The organism is Sphingobacterium endophyticum (assembly GCF_009733535.1).
GTDB classification, from domain to species: domain Bacteria; phylum Bacteroidota; class Bacteroidia; order Sphingobacteriales; family Sphingobacteriaceae; genus Sphingobacterium; species Sphingobacterium endophyticum.
Genome location: NZ_SMMI01000031.1, coordinates 1 through 15,479 on the forward strand (window position 1 = coordinate 1; position 15,479 = coordinate 15,479).

Consider the following 15,479-nt stretch of genomic DNA (forward strand, 5'->3'; position numbering starts at 1 on the left):
TTTAAAATAAAGTTTCAGTAAAAATACATCAAAGATTAATAACAGGGAAAACGGTTGTAAATAAAGGCTTTACAATCGTTTTTTGATTTTTTGGTAATGAGGTAAAAAGCAGGAAAAAGCAACGATTGGCAAAAGTAAGGTTACTAAAACGTTACTTTTAAATATTAGAAACAATCGTTTTAAAACACTGTATTTCAGCTTTCTGCACAGTTTTTCATATTGTTCCGTAGCTCACATAGGTTTAATTTTATCATTAAGAATTGTGAGTATGGAAACGACAAAAAAATCAACATTTAAGGTATTGTTCTACCTTAAAAAGAACGCCCCAAAGAAAAACGGAAAAGTCACGGTTATGTGCAGGATTACCGTAAACGGCAAACAGTCTGCATTCAGTACAAAGCTGGATATTTCCGCAACAAATTGGGATTTGAAGTACGGCAGGGTTTTAGGTAAAAGCCGAGAAGCCCAAGACACAAACAGCAAACTTGACAAAATTCGTTCGGGTATTGAGGAATGCTATTCCAAAATCCTGAAGAACGAGGGGGCTGTAAACAGTGCTAAACTTAAAAATGCCGTTCTTGGGATGGAAAGCGGAGAACTGACCTTTTTCAAATTCTATGAACAGTTCCTATTGGACTATGAGAAAAAGGTTAATAGTGGACTTCGGGTAAATGGCACACGCAGTAAATACAAAATACTTTTGAAACATCTTCGAAATTTTGCACTTACAAAATACGGCTATTCCGATGTATCCTTTAACGACCTTACACCTGATTTTGTACAGGACTTTGATTACTACCTGCGTGACGACCAAAGTTTAACACACAACACCATTTGGCTGTATATGATTGGATTTACTACGCTTTGCCGATTGGCAATGAGCAGAAAGCATCTTGCTTTTAATCCGTTCAGCGAGTACAAGAATACCAAAAAGGATAAAGACCGTGGTTATCTATTGCGTAATGAATTGGAACAGCTCGTAACGTTCAACTGCGATAAAAAGAAAGACGAATTAGTTAAAGACCTGTTTGTTTTCAGTTGCTTTACAGGTCTTTCCTTTTCAGATATGAAAGGACTTAGAAACAGTAATATCCAAGATTTTTTTGACGGTAACAGGTGGATTATTGTACGAAGAAAGAAAACAGCTACATCATCAAACGTGATGCTCTTGGATATTCCAAAAATGATTATTGAAAAATATGCAGGATTGTCAAAGGACGAAAAGGTATTTCCTGTACCATCAAACACCGTCTGCAATGATAGTTTGAAACGAATATCTCAACAGATTGACTGCCTGAAAGAAAAGAAAGTAACTTTTCATTTGGCACGTCATACCTTTGCCACCCTGTTTTTAAGCGAGGGCGTTCCGCTTGAAAGCTTGAGCAAAATGTTAGGGCATAAAAACATTGCCACCACTCAGATTTACGCTAAGATACTCAACGAGAAAGTCGGAAAGGATATGCAAAAGGTATCGCATAAATTTAAGGGTATGGAGGAGTCCTTTGTTTCAAGCCTATAACATTATGTCACAATTTTTTAAAACAACACAACCCACCGCTTTAAGCAGTGGGCTGTTTCTTCAATTGACCGATACGGGCTACAGTTTCAAAGCATTCATTTAATCGGCTAACGCTGATAGTTATCTTCCAATACTTTTCCAATATCGCTTTCACGGAAAAGGATTTTCCGTTCGAGCTTGATAAAAGGTATCAGTCCGTCATCCCTGTACTGTTGCAACGTCCGTTTGCTGATGTGTAACATCTCGCAAACCTGTTCGCCTGACAGATAGATTTCCCCTTTTAGTAATGGGTGGAAATATTCTCTGATATACAACAGTTCATTTTTGATGCCTACCACAGCTTCGAGCAAGGCAAGCATATCTTCGTTTGAATTTCCAATCTGTTTCATTTCTTTTGCTTTTTTAATGGTCGCTCTCCCTGCAGAAGTAACTCCACTTCGGATAATCTGAAATACGTTTTCCGATTGATTTGCGTTGCTCCAAGAATGCCTTTTGCCCTATACGTCTGCAACGTTCTTTTGCTGATGTTGAGCAATTGGCAGGCTTCCTGTTGGTCGAGCCATTTTGTTGCCTGTTGCAGTGCTTTGTAGGGTGCAGTGACTTCCTTAATCAATAAAGAAACTTCCTTTACTTCTCTGTGCAATGCCTTTAAAATCTGAATATCTAAAACTGTTATTTCCATATCTGCATCATTTAAACCTCTAAAATAAAAGGTATTTACATTAGGTATTCCAATGTTGCATCCAATGGCGGTATTTGGCGTACAGTTGCCAAATACTGTATTACAATCCCAATTTTGGTTTATTGTTTTTCGGACGAGACTGTTGCGTTCTGATTGCATTATCCATTTTTAAAGCGGGCTTTTTATTAGTCTGTATAGCCTGCCTTTTTCTTCATTTTTGAAGTCCGAACGGATAACCGTTTTTGTCGCACCTATTATGCTTTCAGGTTCGGAAGTCTGCTTTTGTTGTTCAACACGCTTGCCCCCGAATAGCCTGTTCCAATCTATTAAGCCTTTTGCTTCCCTGAACTGACGTTTTAAATTAGCGATGAAATTGGAAATCGGGTCGCTCTGCTTCTCAACCTGTATCAAAGGACTATGTTCTTTTTTTCTGATTTGTTCTTTCTCTTTCTGCTCTTTGTCAGGTATTACTTTTTGTGCCATAGGTTCAAAATTTGCACCCAATATAGAACACAAGGGAATGTATTGTTTTCATTTGGCATTATGTGGCAGTATTTGGCTTATGTTGGCACAATATGAATGGAAAGTAATCCTCAAAACACTTTAAATTTTCCTCGCAAAGCCCTCACACATTTAAAGAGTTTTGGAAGGATAAAGGAAAGCATACAAAAAACACCCTATCCTTAGTCCTTACGTGTTTTTTGTACCCTTTCTTTGATTGGAATTGATTAAAAAAAGAATAAAAAAGGGAGCAAAGATAAGGCGGACAGCCACCGCACCACCCAACCAAAAGACTACGGCATAATGGCAGGGCAAATATGGTGGCTTCGCCGAGTTTGTTGTGTGCCCTGCCACCCTTCGGGACTTATTCCGTTTCCTTTTGGTTTTTCCGCCTGTCCTCCTTGTTAAAATGGCTTTCTTTTTTTTCTGTTTTTTTCTTTTGGAAAATAATTTTAAGAGGTAGAAACGTACCACCCACCACGTATGGTTATCAAAACAACGGTTTGTGTTTCTCGTTATAGATTTCCCTAATCAATTCCCCGAATTCCTGAAAATGGTATTCGATAATGTTGTCCAGATACGCATAAATCGTCAGTTTGTCGATGCCCATAATATTTGTAAGCCTGTTAAATGTTTCGTGGTGTTCCTGCCGTACATATACTGATTTCCCCCTGCTTGCCGTTGTCGTGGGAATTTTGAAGAACCGTCCGCAGTAGTCCTCTTTGGTCAGCTTCTTTGGCTTGTAAATCATCCTTCTTGTATTACTCGCAGGTGTTTTTGTGTTTTCCGTTTCAGTTTCCGAAGGTTCTTCGCCTGCCATTACACGCATAATAGCTTCCTCATCTACTTTGGGTTTGACAAAATCTTCCCGATGTGTTACTGCCTGTTGTTCCGTGAAAGATTGTTTATTTTCATCAGTTATGAAATTTTCAATAGAGAAATCCTCTTTTTCGGGTTGCTGATTTTTGTTTTCTTCGTGTATCATATCTATCATTTTTAATATTATATCCAATTAGCTGTTTGGTTAACTAAGCAATCAGCTGTATATACAGTTGTATCTATGTAACTACCTATCTACCTAAGCACCTGCATACCCTTAATTGGGTAGTTCATTAACTCAAAAATCTGTAATTCGTCTGCATCCAATCACGCAGATTTGCTGTCGGGATTTATGCTGTTTAGTTACTTCTTTAAGGATATAACTAATCAGCCAGCTAACCATATACAAAGGAAATAAAAGCCGTCACAATCTGCTTTAAGGTGGTATTCAGTGGCATCATTTGGCGTTCATTGTCTTTGTTGTAAATAGCTGTTATTCAAATAGTCTTACCGAAATTTGTAATGGACGTGATGGGTTTTCCCTGCTAACCCGAATCCGTTTGCAAAACGGATTTTTCTGAACTCCTGTTCAGAGCAAGTTATCTTTTGAGGTACTCGAAATGAATTTCGGCACCTCAAAAGCACTTGCCCTTGCAGGGGGCTGGAAACGGCTCCGAAGTCGCCCGTTTGTTTAAAAATTAAAATGGATTATTATGGAAGAGAAAAATAGAAATCAGATTAAAAAGACAGGGCGAAAACCGAAGATTGACCCTGCGGTTCATCGGTATTCCTTTAATCTGAATGATGAGGACAATGCAAAGTTTCTTGCACTTTTTGACCAATCAGAAATGAAAGTAATAGCTCATTTTATTACGGCTTGCATCTTTCAAAAGACGGTAAAGACCGTTAAAATTGATATGGATACAATAGAATATCACGAAAAGCTGACCCGATTTTTTAGTCAGTTCCGAGCAATCGGAACAAATTACAATCAAATTGTAAAGATATTGTATCGCAATTTTTCAGAGAAAAAAGCAGGAACATACCTTTTTAAATTGGAAAAGGAAACCATAGAATTGGCACAAGTCACAAAAGAAGTTATCCGTTTGACACAAGAATTTGAAGATAAATATTTGAAAAAAGAGTAAAGTTATGATTGCAAAAATTGGAAAAGGAAGCAATATGTATGGTGCAATTTTGTACAATCAACAGAAAGTTGACAGGGAAAACGGAGCGGTGTTATTACTAAACAAGATACCCGACACAGTTGACGGTACGTATTCCGTAGCCTATTTTAATAAATGCTTTGAGCCGTATTTATTAGCAAACATTAAAACGGAAAAAATGGTACGGCATATATCGTTGAACCCAGATCCTTCGGATAAGGTCAGCGATGAACAGTTTACCGAAATGGCTCGCGTTTATATGGAGCGTATGGGATACGGCAACCAACCGTACATAGTTTTCAAGCATACGGATATTGACCGTACGCATATACACATTGTTTCGACTTGCGTAGGCATTAACGGAAAGAAAATCCCCGATGATTACGACCACAAACGCTCAATGGCAATCTGTAGGAATTTGGAGCAGAAATATAATCTGCAAAAGGCAAGCGAACAAGAAAAGAAACAGGACAATAAAGTTTTCAAACCTGTAGGTTACCATAAAGGCAACATCAAAAGTCAGATTGCTTCGGTAGTACGGTATTTGCCAAAGCATTATAGCTTTTCGTCTATGGGTAGCTACAATGCGTTACTTTCTCTTTTCAACATTACAGCAGAAGAAGTTAAAGGAGAACGGGACGGACAGTCTGTAAACGGATTGGTCTATGTTGCATTAGACGAAAACGGAAACAAGGCAAGCAATCCATTTAAAGCATCGCTTTTTGGAAAAGATGCAGGCGTTACACAACTGCAAAAACATTTTGAGCAGTCCAAAGAAAAAATGAAAACCAACCCTGCAAGGTCTGTTCTAAAAAACACAATTGAGCTTGCTATTCATGCAACAGGTAACGAAGCGGAGTTTAAAAAGGAATTAACTGAACAAGGAATTAATACGGTTATAAGACGTAATAATGAAGGGCGAATTTACGGAATGACCTTTATTGACCACGAAAGTCGAACCGTTTGGAACGGTTCACAGTTAGACAGAAACCTATCAGCTAATGTATTCAATGATTGGTGGAACAACGGAAACAAGCCTGAATTTAAAATACAGGATAGCCCTGTTTCCAAAACAAATGAATTGGATAGTCTTCCAACAAAAGACCTCTTTGAATTCATTTCACAGGAACACTCTACTAATTCCGATTTGGGATTGCTTAGCCTATTACCCGATGCACAAAGAGAAGATTACGAGGAAGAACAGTTTGCTATTAGGATGAACAAAAAGAAGAAAGGGAGAAGAGTATAGATAATAGTGTAAAATTGAGACTAAAAAAAATAGTTGATAGGGATTTTGTAACGACAAGAAGGTTATCTTTTTGTATATTTACGAATTTAGTTACGATAGTAAAATTACTCACAAAGACTAATTATAATGTTTGATTTTACGCAATATTTAAAAAAGTATGAGCCAAAAGGACGTTTGGAAAAAATACATTACAGCACAATCCAAAATCTTAGAGCATAAATCTAAACCCATTGGAATTGACACTTCGAAATCTATACAAATTGACGGGCTAAAATTACATTTGTCAATTGACCAAGAGATATTTAAGCAAGTATTCAAAAAAGAAGTTGAACAAATTTTCAAAGTCAAAGACTTTGATTTCAACAATGGGTATATCCAAACAAGCGTTGAAAATGCTACAAACATCACGACAGAAAAACTTAGCGGACTAAAAGAACTTGCAGAAATTTGCTACATTGATTTTAACGAAAACCCTATTATTGAGGGAACGATTACTGGACAAAATAACAACGCAAAAGAAGAACTGCAAAATCTAATTGGACAACTTCCAACAAACTATCATTTTAAAAATTCGGGACTGATTTTCTTGACATTAGATGAATGGAGAAAATCGACCCAAATACAAGGATTTAATTTCAATAAAAAAGCGGGAGCAGTTTTTCCAATAAAACAATCGGTTTCATTTTTAATTTCTACGTTTTATAAGAATATTGACATCTCACAAAATGGCAATAAAATTACTGTTGTTGGAGAATTACACCAAAATATTCAAGATGTATTTGAAACCCATTTTGGATTAGCCAAACGTGGGAATGAATTGATTTTTGCTTTTGAAAATACGGATATTCTTGAATTTAAAGTTCAAGAATTAGAGAAAAAAGGAATTACACTTCCTAAACCAAAAGACAATTGCCTACATTTTCATTACGACAATAAGTTTTATGAACAGCACGAATCAAGTTTGAGCGTTGAAGCGTTCAGACTAAAACGCTCTTTGGAAAAATATCTTCCCGAAAATCCATTTGTTTTTTCTTACAAAACTGACTACTCTTTTGATTATAGAAAAGTAGATAAAGGAATTGATAAACTTGAAAGAAAAGAAGAAATTTTTTTAAATAGATTGTTTACGGAAATACACGGAGAAAACTACCAAATAAGCCAAACACATAGGACAATTTCATTTGATTTTGAAACCGAAGAAGAATTACATCAAAATTTAGATTTTGTAAAATCATTCTCTTTCTTTGAGATTTATGACAGAGGTGAAAATCACAAGTATAAATTCAATATCAAATTTGAAACAGGCTTACACGAATTACAAGCCAAACTGAAAAAGGAGTTACCGAACTTAACCACGAAACTAATCGCCAATGGCGAAAAACTGATATTTAGACAATTTTACCAAACAGGAAACAAGACTGAAATCCTTGCACGTTTACATAACCAATTAAACGATTTTATTGATTCTGAAACTTTCAATTATGCGATAAACGACACTTTTCAGGAAAAATTTCTTTGTGAAGAAAATTTTGAATTAAAGGTTGAACAGGAAGAAGAGAAACTTTCAAAACTTTTGCGAGAGGAGTTTTATTTCGGAACACCAAAAGAAAAATTCTATTTGGGAAAATTGCAAAAGGTTGATTATCCCGATTTGTATTTTATTGTAGATGAAGAAAGAATTGAAGAAGTAAAAGAGAATATTTCAAACGAAACTGTAAAAGCCATTTTTCCCGACTTAAAAGGCGAAAAGGACAAAATAAAACGATTAGAAGATACAGTCTTTAAACTTGATGATGAGAAAATAAAATTGCCTAACAACAACGCAAAGGAGTTTTTGTACGATTCATCGAAAGCTAAAAGCATTGAAAATATTGAGTATTTGCTAAACAAAACAAGTGCAGAATGGCAAGAATTTGAAAACAATCTTTTCTCTGAAAATCTAAATGAATCACAAAGACAAGCTATTTTTAAATCGCTTTATGCAGAAGAATTGTCTTTAATTCAAGGTCCGCCCGGAACGGGCAAATCAACTGCAATAGCCGAAATTATTTGGCAACACATTAGAAAAGAACCAAGACAAAAAATTCTTTTGACATCAGAAACCAATCTTGCAGTTGATAACGCCATTGACAGACTGAAAAACGGAGAAAATAATGTTGTAAAACCAATTCGGTTTGGCAACACAGACAATTTAGAATCAGAGGGATATTTTTATTCTCTCGAAGCCATTGAAAATTGGCAAAAAAGCAATCCTACACAAAACAATACCGTTTCGCATTGGGTAAACAACATTGCAAATAGAATTATCGACCAAGACAATGAACAAATTGATTCTGCATTAGAAAAATGGAGAAGTCATTTGCAAACACCTAACAATGAAACCAAAAAACTATTTGCAGACAAATATTTGGAGTATGTGAACTTGATTGGTGCGACAGGAAGTTCAATCGGCAAACTAAATTCTGAAAATAAATGGACTTCGTTTTTTCGTTCGTATTTGAATGTTTTCAACCATAAAAATTATCAGGAAAACAATTTTAAAGAATGTAATCGAACAAACATAGATTTTGACACAGTAATTATGGACGAAGCAAGTAAAGCAACACCGCCAGAACTTGCTTTGCCTGTTTTGTTCGGTAAAAAATCTATTATCGTTGGCGACCACAGACAACTACCGCCAATGATTGACGGAGAAGAAATCAAAGATTTACTTGTTTCTATTGGCGAAAAAGCATTGGCTAAATCGCTTTCACATAAAGAGTTTGAAACATCACAATTTGAACGCTTGTTTTTAAATATTGACGAAAGTATAAAAGGAACTTTCGACACACAATACAGAATGCACCCTGCAATCAATGAAGCAATCGCACAATTTTATAAAGATGACGGTGGTTTGAATTGTGGTTTGCCATTAGAAGAAACTTATCACGATTCCTTTGATAAATGGAATTCACGTTATCACGGTTTACAATTCAAAGACATCATTACACCCGAAACACATACAATTTGGATAAATGTTACAACACCCGAAATTCAAGAGGGAACATCAAGGGTTAATTTCGGAGAAATTGAAGCTATTGACAACATTCTTTCTGTTCTGAAAAAAAGCAATGGAAAAACTGAATTTGATAAATGGATTTCAAATAAGAGTTTAGAAGAAAAGCAAATCGGACTTATCAGTTTTTACGGAAAACAAATTCAGTATATCAATAAAATGCTGAAAGAAAAACATATTGAAACGCCTATTCGGTTGAGTACGGTGGATAGATTTCAAGGAATGGAAAGAAACATCATTATTGTTTCAATGGTACGCAGCAACAAAATTGCATCATTTCAAGGACAACAACCAGATGAAATTTATGGAGATATAGGTTATCCCACACAAGAAAGTTTAGGTTTTGCAGAATCGCCAAACCGTTTGAATGTTGCTTTGTCAAGAGCAAGGCGATTACTAATTGTTGTTGGAAATAGCGAACATTTTTGCCGTAAAGACATTTACAAAAACGTGTTTGAAACCATACAGCAAAACGGAAAAATAATTAGTGCAGAAGAATTACAAAAAGCAGTAGAACAAAATGGATAGCACTAAAACAACATACGCAAGCTTTCCGTTTGAATGGACTGTAAAAGCTACTTCTTACCAAATTCGGTACAGAAAGGCGTTTAATATCAATGAAACTGATGAAATTTTCTGTTCAATTATCAATGCAAAAGGAAATCAAATTGAGTTTTCAAAATTAGGTAATCTTTTAGGGTTCAACCTACAAGACGTGGCTGAAACGGATATTTTGAACATTTACTTGAAAGGTCTTACAGAATACAACTTGATTTCGATTGAAAAAGAAATAATTCAATTAACTGAATTTGGACAAGAAGCATTACTAGGTAAACTGAAATACAAGTATTACTTTGCATCAACCGAATTGTTTGAAAACCAAACTGCGATTGGAGAAAACTTTGACTTTTCATTCGAAAATGTGTTTGATTTGGAAAACCAATTATCACACGAAAAGAAATTTGAACAAGCTATTTTTGAAAATCCCGAATTAAAACAAAGACTTCAATTTCAACTTTTTGGAAACGACATTTACAAAGGCGAGATCATTGAAGTTTATGAAAGCAAGCCACACATTAGTTATAAAGAAATTTCTTTACAATGCAAAATCTTTGCAGTTGATAACTCATTTCAGCTTTCAATTTACAAATCAAGCGGAAAAAAACCTGAACTACAATTCTTAATTGACTTACCCGAAAATGAAGAATTTAAAAGCAAGTTGATACGAAAAGGAATGTTTCATAACATTCTTACTGAAAATACTTCCATTACAAAACAAGACATTGAAACCTACGAAGACTTATGGGATTGGAAAGAACTTGCGGAAAACCCGAAAGTAAATTGGAATGACAAGAATGTTTTCAAACTATTTCTTGAAAATGGAGACGGAAGTATTTGGAGTGTGATTTCTGAAAAAGCACCGATTGAAAGCATAAAATCTGTAATTGAGGAATATGCTGAATATTGGAATTGGACAACACTAACGGAAAGGATTGACAATACTTTTATCAAAGAACAAATTGAAAACTTCAATTGGGATTTTGAAGAACTTTCATATAAAGATACCGAACTTGTAATTTCATTACTATCAAACTCAGAACTCAAAGACCGTGATTGGGATTGGAATTACTTGTCAAAATATCTGCCTGATGAGTTTATTGAAAAGCATATTGAAGATTTTGCTTGGGATTTTTATGTAATTACTGAAAGTAAAAATGAAGTTTTCAAAAATACGTTTATCAAATATCGTGATAATCTTGAAACGCTCATTTCTAAAAATTGGAATTGGAAATTTATTTCGGAAGAAATCAATTTAAACTTCCTACACAAAAGTATTTCAGGATTTGCAAGTAAATTAGATTGGCACACCGTTTTAAATCGTTTTTTCAACAACGAAGAAATTACCGAAAGATATTTGAAAGACGAATCTTTTAAATCGCTTTTCAAACAGCATTTACCCGACAACTTTGTTGTTGCTCATCAAAAATATCTTTGGACATTAAACCTTATTGACTTTTTTGAACAACAAAACCTTATCCAATGGGAAACAAAATCGTTCATTAAAGGCTTTGATACAAACGAAAATGTAGAATGGAACAAATCAATTTTTGAAAAGTATCATAAACACATCACAACAGAAAGCGGATTTTCAAATGTTAGCCAGCGAATTACAGATTTTAGTTTGATAGAGCAATACCCTGATTTTGCTTGGGATTGGAGTGGAATTTCACAAAACAAACATTTGGTTGGAAATCCGTTGTTTATAAAAGATGCATTTTTAGGAAACTTTTCATTTTCAAACAATCTGGATTGGAGTGCAATCCTTGATTCTATCACTAATTTAGAATTCATCAACAAACATTTAGAACACTTTCAATCATTTGTAGAATCGGAAAAGCACCTTGATTTTTGGATACAACTTACAAAACGAGAAGAGCAACAATTTATCTTAGATAATTATCACTTTTCTTGGGATTGGACTTACATTACAGAAAACAGCACCGAAGAAAATATTCTTGAAAGTTTTGATGATGAAGAATTATTTGAGAAATGGGATTGGAAAATTGCAACCCGAAAACTTGACAAAGAAACTATTCTTGACAATTTAGAACACTTTGCTCGTTTCATTGATTGGAAATATGTTATAAACGAAATCTTTTCCGTAGAAAGCGACCTTTCAATGGACAAAGAACTTCCCAGGATTGCAGCTTGTTTGTCAGTTGTAAATAGAGAAACAAGAAAAGACATTTGGAAAGATTTAACTGCAAAAATACCTTTTGAAACATTGTTTCCGATTGTTGGAGCAACGAATCATTTGAATGTTTTTGAATGGGATTGGGATTTTATTTCAAATCATAATCACTTCCCTACTGACATTAGAACGCTTAATCAGTTCAGAGAAAAAATAAATTGGACAATTTTATCAGAAAGCAATGCCATTCAACAGAAATTCAATCCGAATAATTGGGATAGTGGCAAACAATGGTTCAACAATATTGACCGTTATTTACGACAATTTGGAAACAGTTGGAATTGGCAAATTCTATCGCAAAATCGAAACATCAATTATAACAGACTCTTATTACAGAAATATAAAACTGAAAATTGGGATTGGGATTATTTGACTGAATTTGGCGGATTTCTAACTGAACAGAAAAAAGACAAAAGCAACAAAAAATATTTAGCAGAAGTTATACAACAATTTCCAAAAATCAAATTTGAAATTCTTTCCAATCGAAAAGACATCAATATTGGTAGTAATTTAATTCTTTCAACCAAAGACAAAAAATGGGACTGGCTAGTATTATCAGAAAATGAGAGAGCCGAAATTTCAAACGAGCTTATTCTTGAACTCAAAGACAAAAATTGGAATTGGCAAGCACTATCAAAAAGGAAAAACATTGAGTTTAGCAATGAAACGCTTTTGCAATTAGCGGAAAAAGATTGGGATTGGAACTTCTTATCGAGAAATGAAAATCTTGAATTTAATACTGAATTCATTGAACATACCAAAGCAAAACCTTGGAATTGGAAAGCCGTTTCACGACATAAATCATTTGTGCCAACTATTGAGTTATTGACGCTTACAAAAGAACTTGAATTGGATTGGAAACACTTATCACAGCATTCAAGTTTAAACCCAACCAAAGAACTACTTGCAAAATTTGAAAACAGATGGGATTGGCAAAGCATTACGAAAAATCCGCAAATCAATTTTTCTGATATTGATTTTATTCAGCGATTTTCCGATAAATTGAATTGGCATTTTATATGTGAATCAGGCAAACTAATATTAAACAAACAGACTTTAACTCAATTCAAAGACCATTTAGAATGGAATTTGATTTCATCAAACACGAGTTTAGATTTCACAAAAGAAATTATTCAAGAGTTCAAGCAATTTTGGAATTGGACATCACTCAAAGAAAACAAACGAGTTGTAGAACTTTTAGGGAATTATGTTGCAGACGAAATAAACAAATCAGCAACCTTGAATTTCATTGACAAAATTGAACAACAATGGTCAGAATGGAAAGGAAGTATTTATCACTTTTCGCATATTGACAATGCAGTTGAAATAATTAAGAACCGTAAAATTCAAAGCAGACATAAAGCAACCATAAAAGGAGATGCCGCTGGAAATGTAGTTCATCGTAGAGGCGATGCACACGACTATGCTCGTTTTTACTTCAGACCAAATACACCTACACAGTTTTACAATGAGTTTTTAGGAAAAAATACAACTGACGGCTATGAAAGCCACGGTCAGTGGATTTCTTGGTACGAAAAAGCAAGAGGTTTGGGATTCCCAAAATGTCCTATTCCAATATTTTTCAGATTTTCTCTAAAGGAAGTTTTATTTAAAAACGAAAAACAATGTTGTGTTAGTAACGGCAATATGCAAACGAGTTCAACTCAATTTGGTAGCATTGATAAATTGATAAATAAATTTGGATTTGAGGATTTGTATTACACACCAAAACAGTACGCAACTAAAGAAGATTACAATAGATACAGAAACTATGCTCAACAAGAATTTTTGGTCAAAGATGAGCTTACATTTGATAATTTAAACGATTTTGAAATAGTTTGTCCGTCTGAAACAGACAGAACTTTGCTGATAAACTTGTTAGGAGAAGGACAAAAAGATATTTTTTCAAAAATTGTGGTTAATAGAAGTTACTACAATAACGAAAATCCAAGAGTACGAATTGAAGAAGAAGATTCTGAATTACATATCAATTCAGAATTTAATGGACAGGGTTATTTTGAGTTAAGTGGGGGATCTAATATCAAAGATATTGAAGTTCTTGCAGGTAATGTTAGTAAAATAGATAAAGATAAAATAATTTTCAATTCTTATATTTCGCTTAGAAATTTGAAACAATGCATTAAGTTAAATTTCATTGATGAATCAGGACGAAATTGGTTTGTATATGCAAATGGATTATTAAATAATAATCCTAAGAATGATAGTTCATTTAGCTTGTGGAAAAAAGCAGTAAGTAAAGAATCATACAATCCAATGGAAGCGATAAACATATTGAAGCAAAATGGATACTATGATATTTTTTCGCAAAAGATAAGGCACTACACATTAGAAACTCACACTAATTTAGTTTGTAATGTATTTGAAAGATATTTTGCTCCGAATTATTCTGAATCTATATCCTTGGAACTATTTAGAAGTTTGTTAATTCTTCACGATATAGGGAAGTCTAAGGCTTTTATTCAAGGGAATAAAAATAATCAATACGAATACACTAAGCATACAATAGAAAATTTGTGGAAAAACCTGCCTTATTCTCAAAAAGAACTATCAGTCGTCTTAGCACTATTGGACGGGGATTGTCTTGGAGATTATTTTCAAGGAAAATTAACCATATCTGAAGTAAGAACAAAAATTTATGACTTAGCCCAAACTTGTAATTTAACAGCCGAATCATTTTTTAGAATTTATGCTGTTTATTATCAGTGTGATATTGCTTCATATACAGCCGATGCAGGCGGAATAAAATTTTTAGAACATTTATTTGAGTACAAAGACAGTAAAAAGATTTTTGACGAAAGCGAGAGGTTAATTAAGATGTCGCCCAATTATAGGGAAATGTATAAACAATTGAAAAACGAAATTGAAAATGGCAATTAAACATATAAAAGGGAATATTTTTAGTTCAAAATGTCAAACGCTTGTAAATACAGTCAATTGCGTTGGAGTTATGGGGAAAGGGATAGCATTAGTACACAAACTTCGTTATCCGCAAATGTATTTAGAATACAAAGAGCATTGTAAAAACAAACTTATCCGGATTGGTTCATTATGGCTTTACAGCAAACAAGAAAATGCACCTTGGATTTTAAGTTTTCCGACTAAATTTCATTGGAAATATCCAAGTAAAATTGAATGGATTGAACAGGGTTTGCAAAAGTTTGTGGACACCTACGAAAAGAAAGAGATTACATCTATTGCATTTCCTTTGCTTGGCACTCACAATGGAGGTTTAGATATTAATGAAGTTAAAAAACTTATGGATGATTACTTAGGACAATGTAACATTGATATTGAAATATACGATTACGATCCGAATGCAAATGATGACTTGTTTGCATCATTCAAAACAAAATGGTTGTCGTTAGACGAAAAGACAATTAAAACAGAAACAGGCATACAACCACAATATGCAAGAAAGATTTCAGAGATAATACAAAGTGGAGAAATAAACTCAATGATTGCATTAGCAAACTATAACGGTATTGGGGAAAAGACTTTGGAAAAGGCGTTTAGCTATTGCTTGTATACAGAATAATAGAGAGATTGAGATATAAAAGTTATATTTTTTCTTATATTTGCTATGAGCGAACGGAAACGTATTGAAGAACAAAGCAATAAGCACCGTTACCAAATCGTTACCTGACTTCTTTGAGAATCTCTATAAAAGCTTAGTATTCACCCGATACAGCTTTTTCCTGAAAACTTTAAAATATAA

10 protein-coding genes are annotated in these 15,479 nt (G+C 34.1%); 6 read left to right on the forward strand and 4 right to left on the reverse strand.

What is annotated here, in order from left to right; genetic code table 11:
* Positions 1-268 precede the first annotated feature (268 nt).
* Entirely contained in the window at positions 269-1,519 is a 1,251-nt protein-coding gene (locus E0Y80_RS20095) for a site-specific integrase (RefSeq protein ID WP_156309440.1), read from the forward strand.
* 107 nt (positions 1,520-1,626) lie between these two features.
* Here the strand turns inward: E0Y80_RS20095 and E0Y80_RS20100 are convergent, their stop codons facing one another.
* The 4 genes from E0Y80_RS20100 to E0Y80_RS20115 all read right to left on the reverse strand — a co-directional run bounded on the left by E0Y80_RS20100 (position 1,627) and on the right by E0Y80_RS20115 (position 3,687).
* Positions 1,627-1,908 carry a helix-turn-helix domain-containing protein gene (locus E0Y80_RS20100; protein ID WP_156309441.1) on the reverse strand — a complete coding sequence of 94 codons (282 nt, stop codon included), beginning with the start codon at positions 1,906-1,908 and terminating at the stop codon, positions 1,627-1,629.
* Positions 1,905-2,360 carry a helix-turn-helix domain-containing protein gene (locus E0Y80_RS20105; RefSeq protein ID WP_231596116.1) on the reverse strand — a complete coding sequence of 152 codons (456 nt, stop codon included), beginning with the start codon at positions 2,358-2,360 and terminating at the stop codon, positions 1,905-1,907. Before E0Y80_RS20105 ends, E0Y80_RS20100 begins: the two co-directional genes overlap by 4 nt.
* A 9-nt stretch (positions 2,361-2,369) precedes the next feature.
* Positions 2,370-2,684 (reverse strand): hypothetical protein, encoded by a 315-nt coding sequence (locus tag E0Y80_RS20110; RefSeq protein ID WP_231596117.1) that lies wholly within the window; start codon positions 2,682-2,684, stop codon positions 2,370-2,372.
* A 508-nt stretch (positions 2,685-3,192) separates the two neighbouring features.
* Positions 3,193-3,687, reverse strand: a complete 495-nt coding sequence (locus tag E0Y80_RS20115; RefSeq protein ID WP_116037276.1) for a DUF3408 domain-containing protein — start codon at positions 3,685-3,687, stop codon at positions 3,193-3,195.
* Positions 3,688-4,234: 547 nt separating this feature from the next.
* Here E0Y80_RS20115 and mobA point away from each other — a divergent pair.
* The 5 genes from mobA (at position 4,235) to E0Y80_RS20140 (ending at position 15,299) form a co-directional block, all read left to right on the forward strand.
* Positions 4,235-4,669, forward strand: a complete 435-nt coding sequence (mobA, locus tag E0Y80_RS20120; protein ID WP_156309442.1) for a conjugal transfer protein MobA — start codon at positions 4,235-4,237, stop codon at positions 4,667-4,669.
* A 4-nt stretch (positions 4,670-4,673) separates the two neighbouring features.
* On the forward strand, positions 4,674-5,936 hold the full coding sequence (gene mobB, locus E0Y80_RS20125) for a conjugal transfer protein MobB (RefSeq protein WP_156309443.1): 1,263 nt from the start codon (positions 4,674-4,676) through the stop codon (positions 5,934-5,936).
* Positions 5,937-6,216: 280 nt separating this feature from the next.
* Positions 6,217-9,519: a DEAD/DEAH box helicase gene (locus E0Y80_RS20130; protein WP_197091698.1), complete on the forward strand. Its 3,303-nt coding sequence runs from the start codon at positions 6,217-6,219 to the stop codon at positions 9,517-9,519.
* Positions 9,512-14,641, forward strand: coding sequence for a DarT ssDNA thymidine ADP-ribosyltransferase family protein (locus E0Y80_RS20135; RefSeq protein WP_123852694.1), 5,130 nt, complete (start codon positions 9,512-9,514; stop codon positions 14,639-14,641). The genes E0Y80_RS20130 and E0Y80_RS20135 overlap by 8 nt, the downstream gene beginning before the upstream one ends.
* Positions 14,631-15,299, forward strand: a complete 669-nt coding sequence (locus E0Y80_RS20140) for a macro domain-containing protein (RefSeq protein WP_156309444.1) — start codon at positions 14,631-14,633, stop codon at positions 15,297-15,299. Before E0Y80_RS20135 ends, E0Y80_RS20140 begins: the two co-directional genes overlap by 11 nt.
* Positions 15,300-15,479: the final 180 nt, after the last annotated feature.

What these genes read in the sequence shown, in the direction of transcription:
- E0Y80_RS20095 (WP_156309440.1), top strand. Translation starts at nt 269, where the DNA reads ATGGAAACGACAAAAAAATCAACATTTAAGGTATTGTTCTACCTTAAA.
- E0Y80_RS20135 (WP_123852694.1), top strand. Translation starts at nt 9,512, where the DNA reads ATGGATAGCACTAAAACAACATACGCAAGCTTTCCGTTTGAATGGACT.
- E0Y80_RS20110 (WP_231596117.1), bottom strand. Translation starts at nt 2,684, where the DNA reads ATGGCACAAAAAGTAATACCTGACAAAGAGCAGAAAGAGAAAGAACAA.
- mobA (WP_156309442.1), top strand. Translation starts at nt 4,235, where the DNA reads ATGGAAGAGAAAAATAGAAATCAGATTAAAAAGACAGGGCGAAAACCG.
- E0Y80_RS20100 (WP_156309441.1), bottom strand. Translation starts at nt 1,908, where the DNA reads ATGAAACAGATTGGAAATTCAAACGAAGATATGCTTGCCTTGCTCGAA.
- E0Y80_RS20105 (WP_231596116.1), bottom strand. Translation starts at nt 2,360, where the DNA reads ATGCAATCAGAACGCAACAGTCTCGTCCGAAAAACAATAAACCAAAAT.
- E0Y80_RS20115 (WP_116037276.1), bottom strand. Translation starts at nt 3,687, where the DNA reads ATGATACACGAAGAAAACAAAAATCAGCAACCCGAAAAAGAGGATTTC.
- mobB (WP_156309443.1), top strand. Translation starts at nt 4,674, where the DNA reads ATGATTGCAAAAATTGGAAAAGGAAGCAATATGTATGGTGCAATTTTG.
- E0Y80_RS20140 (WP_156309444.1), top strand. Translation starts at nt 14,631, where the DNA reads ATGGCAATTAAACATATAAAAGGGAATATTTTTAGTTCAAAATGTCAA.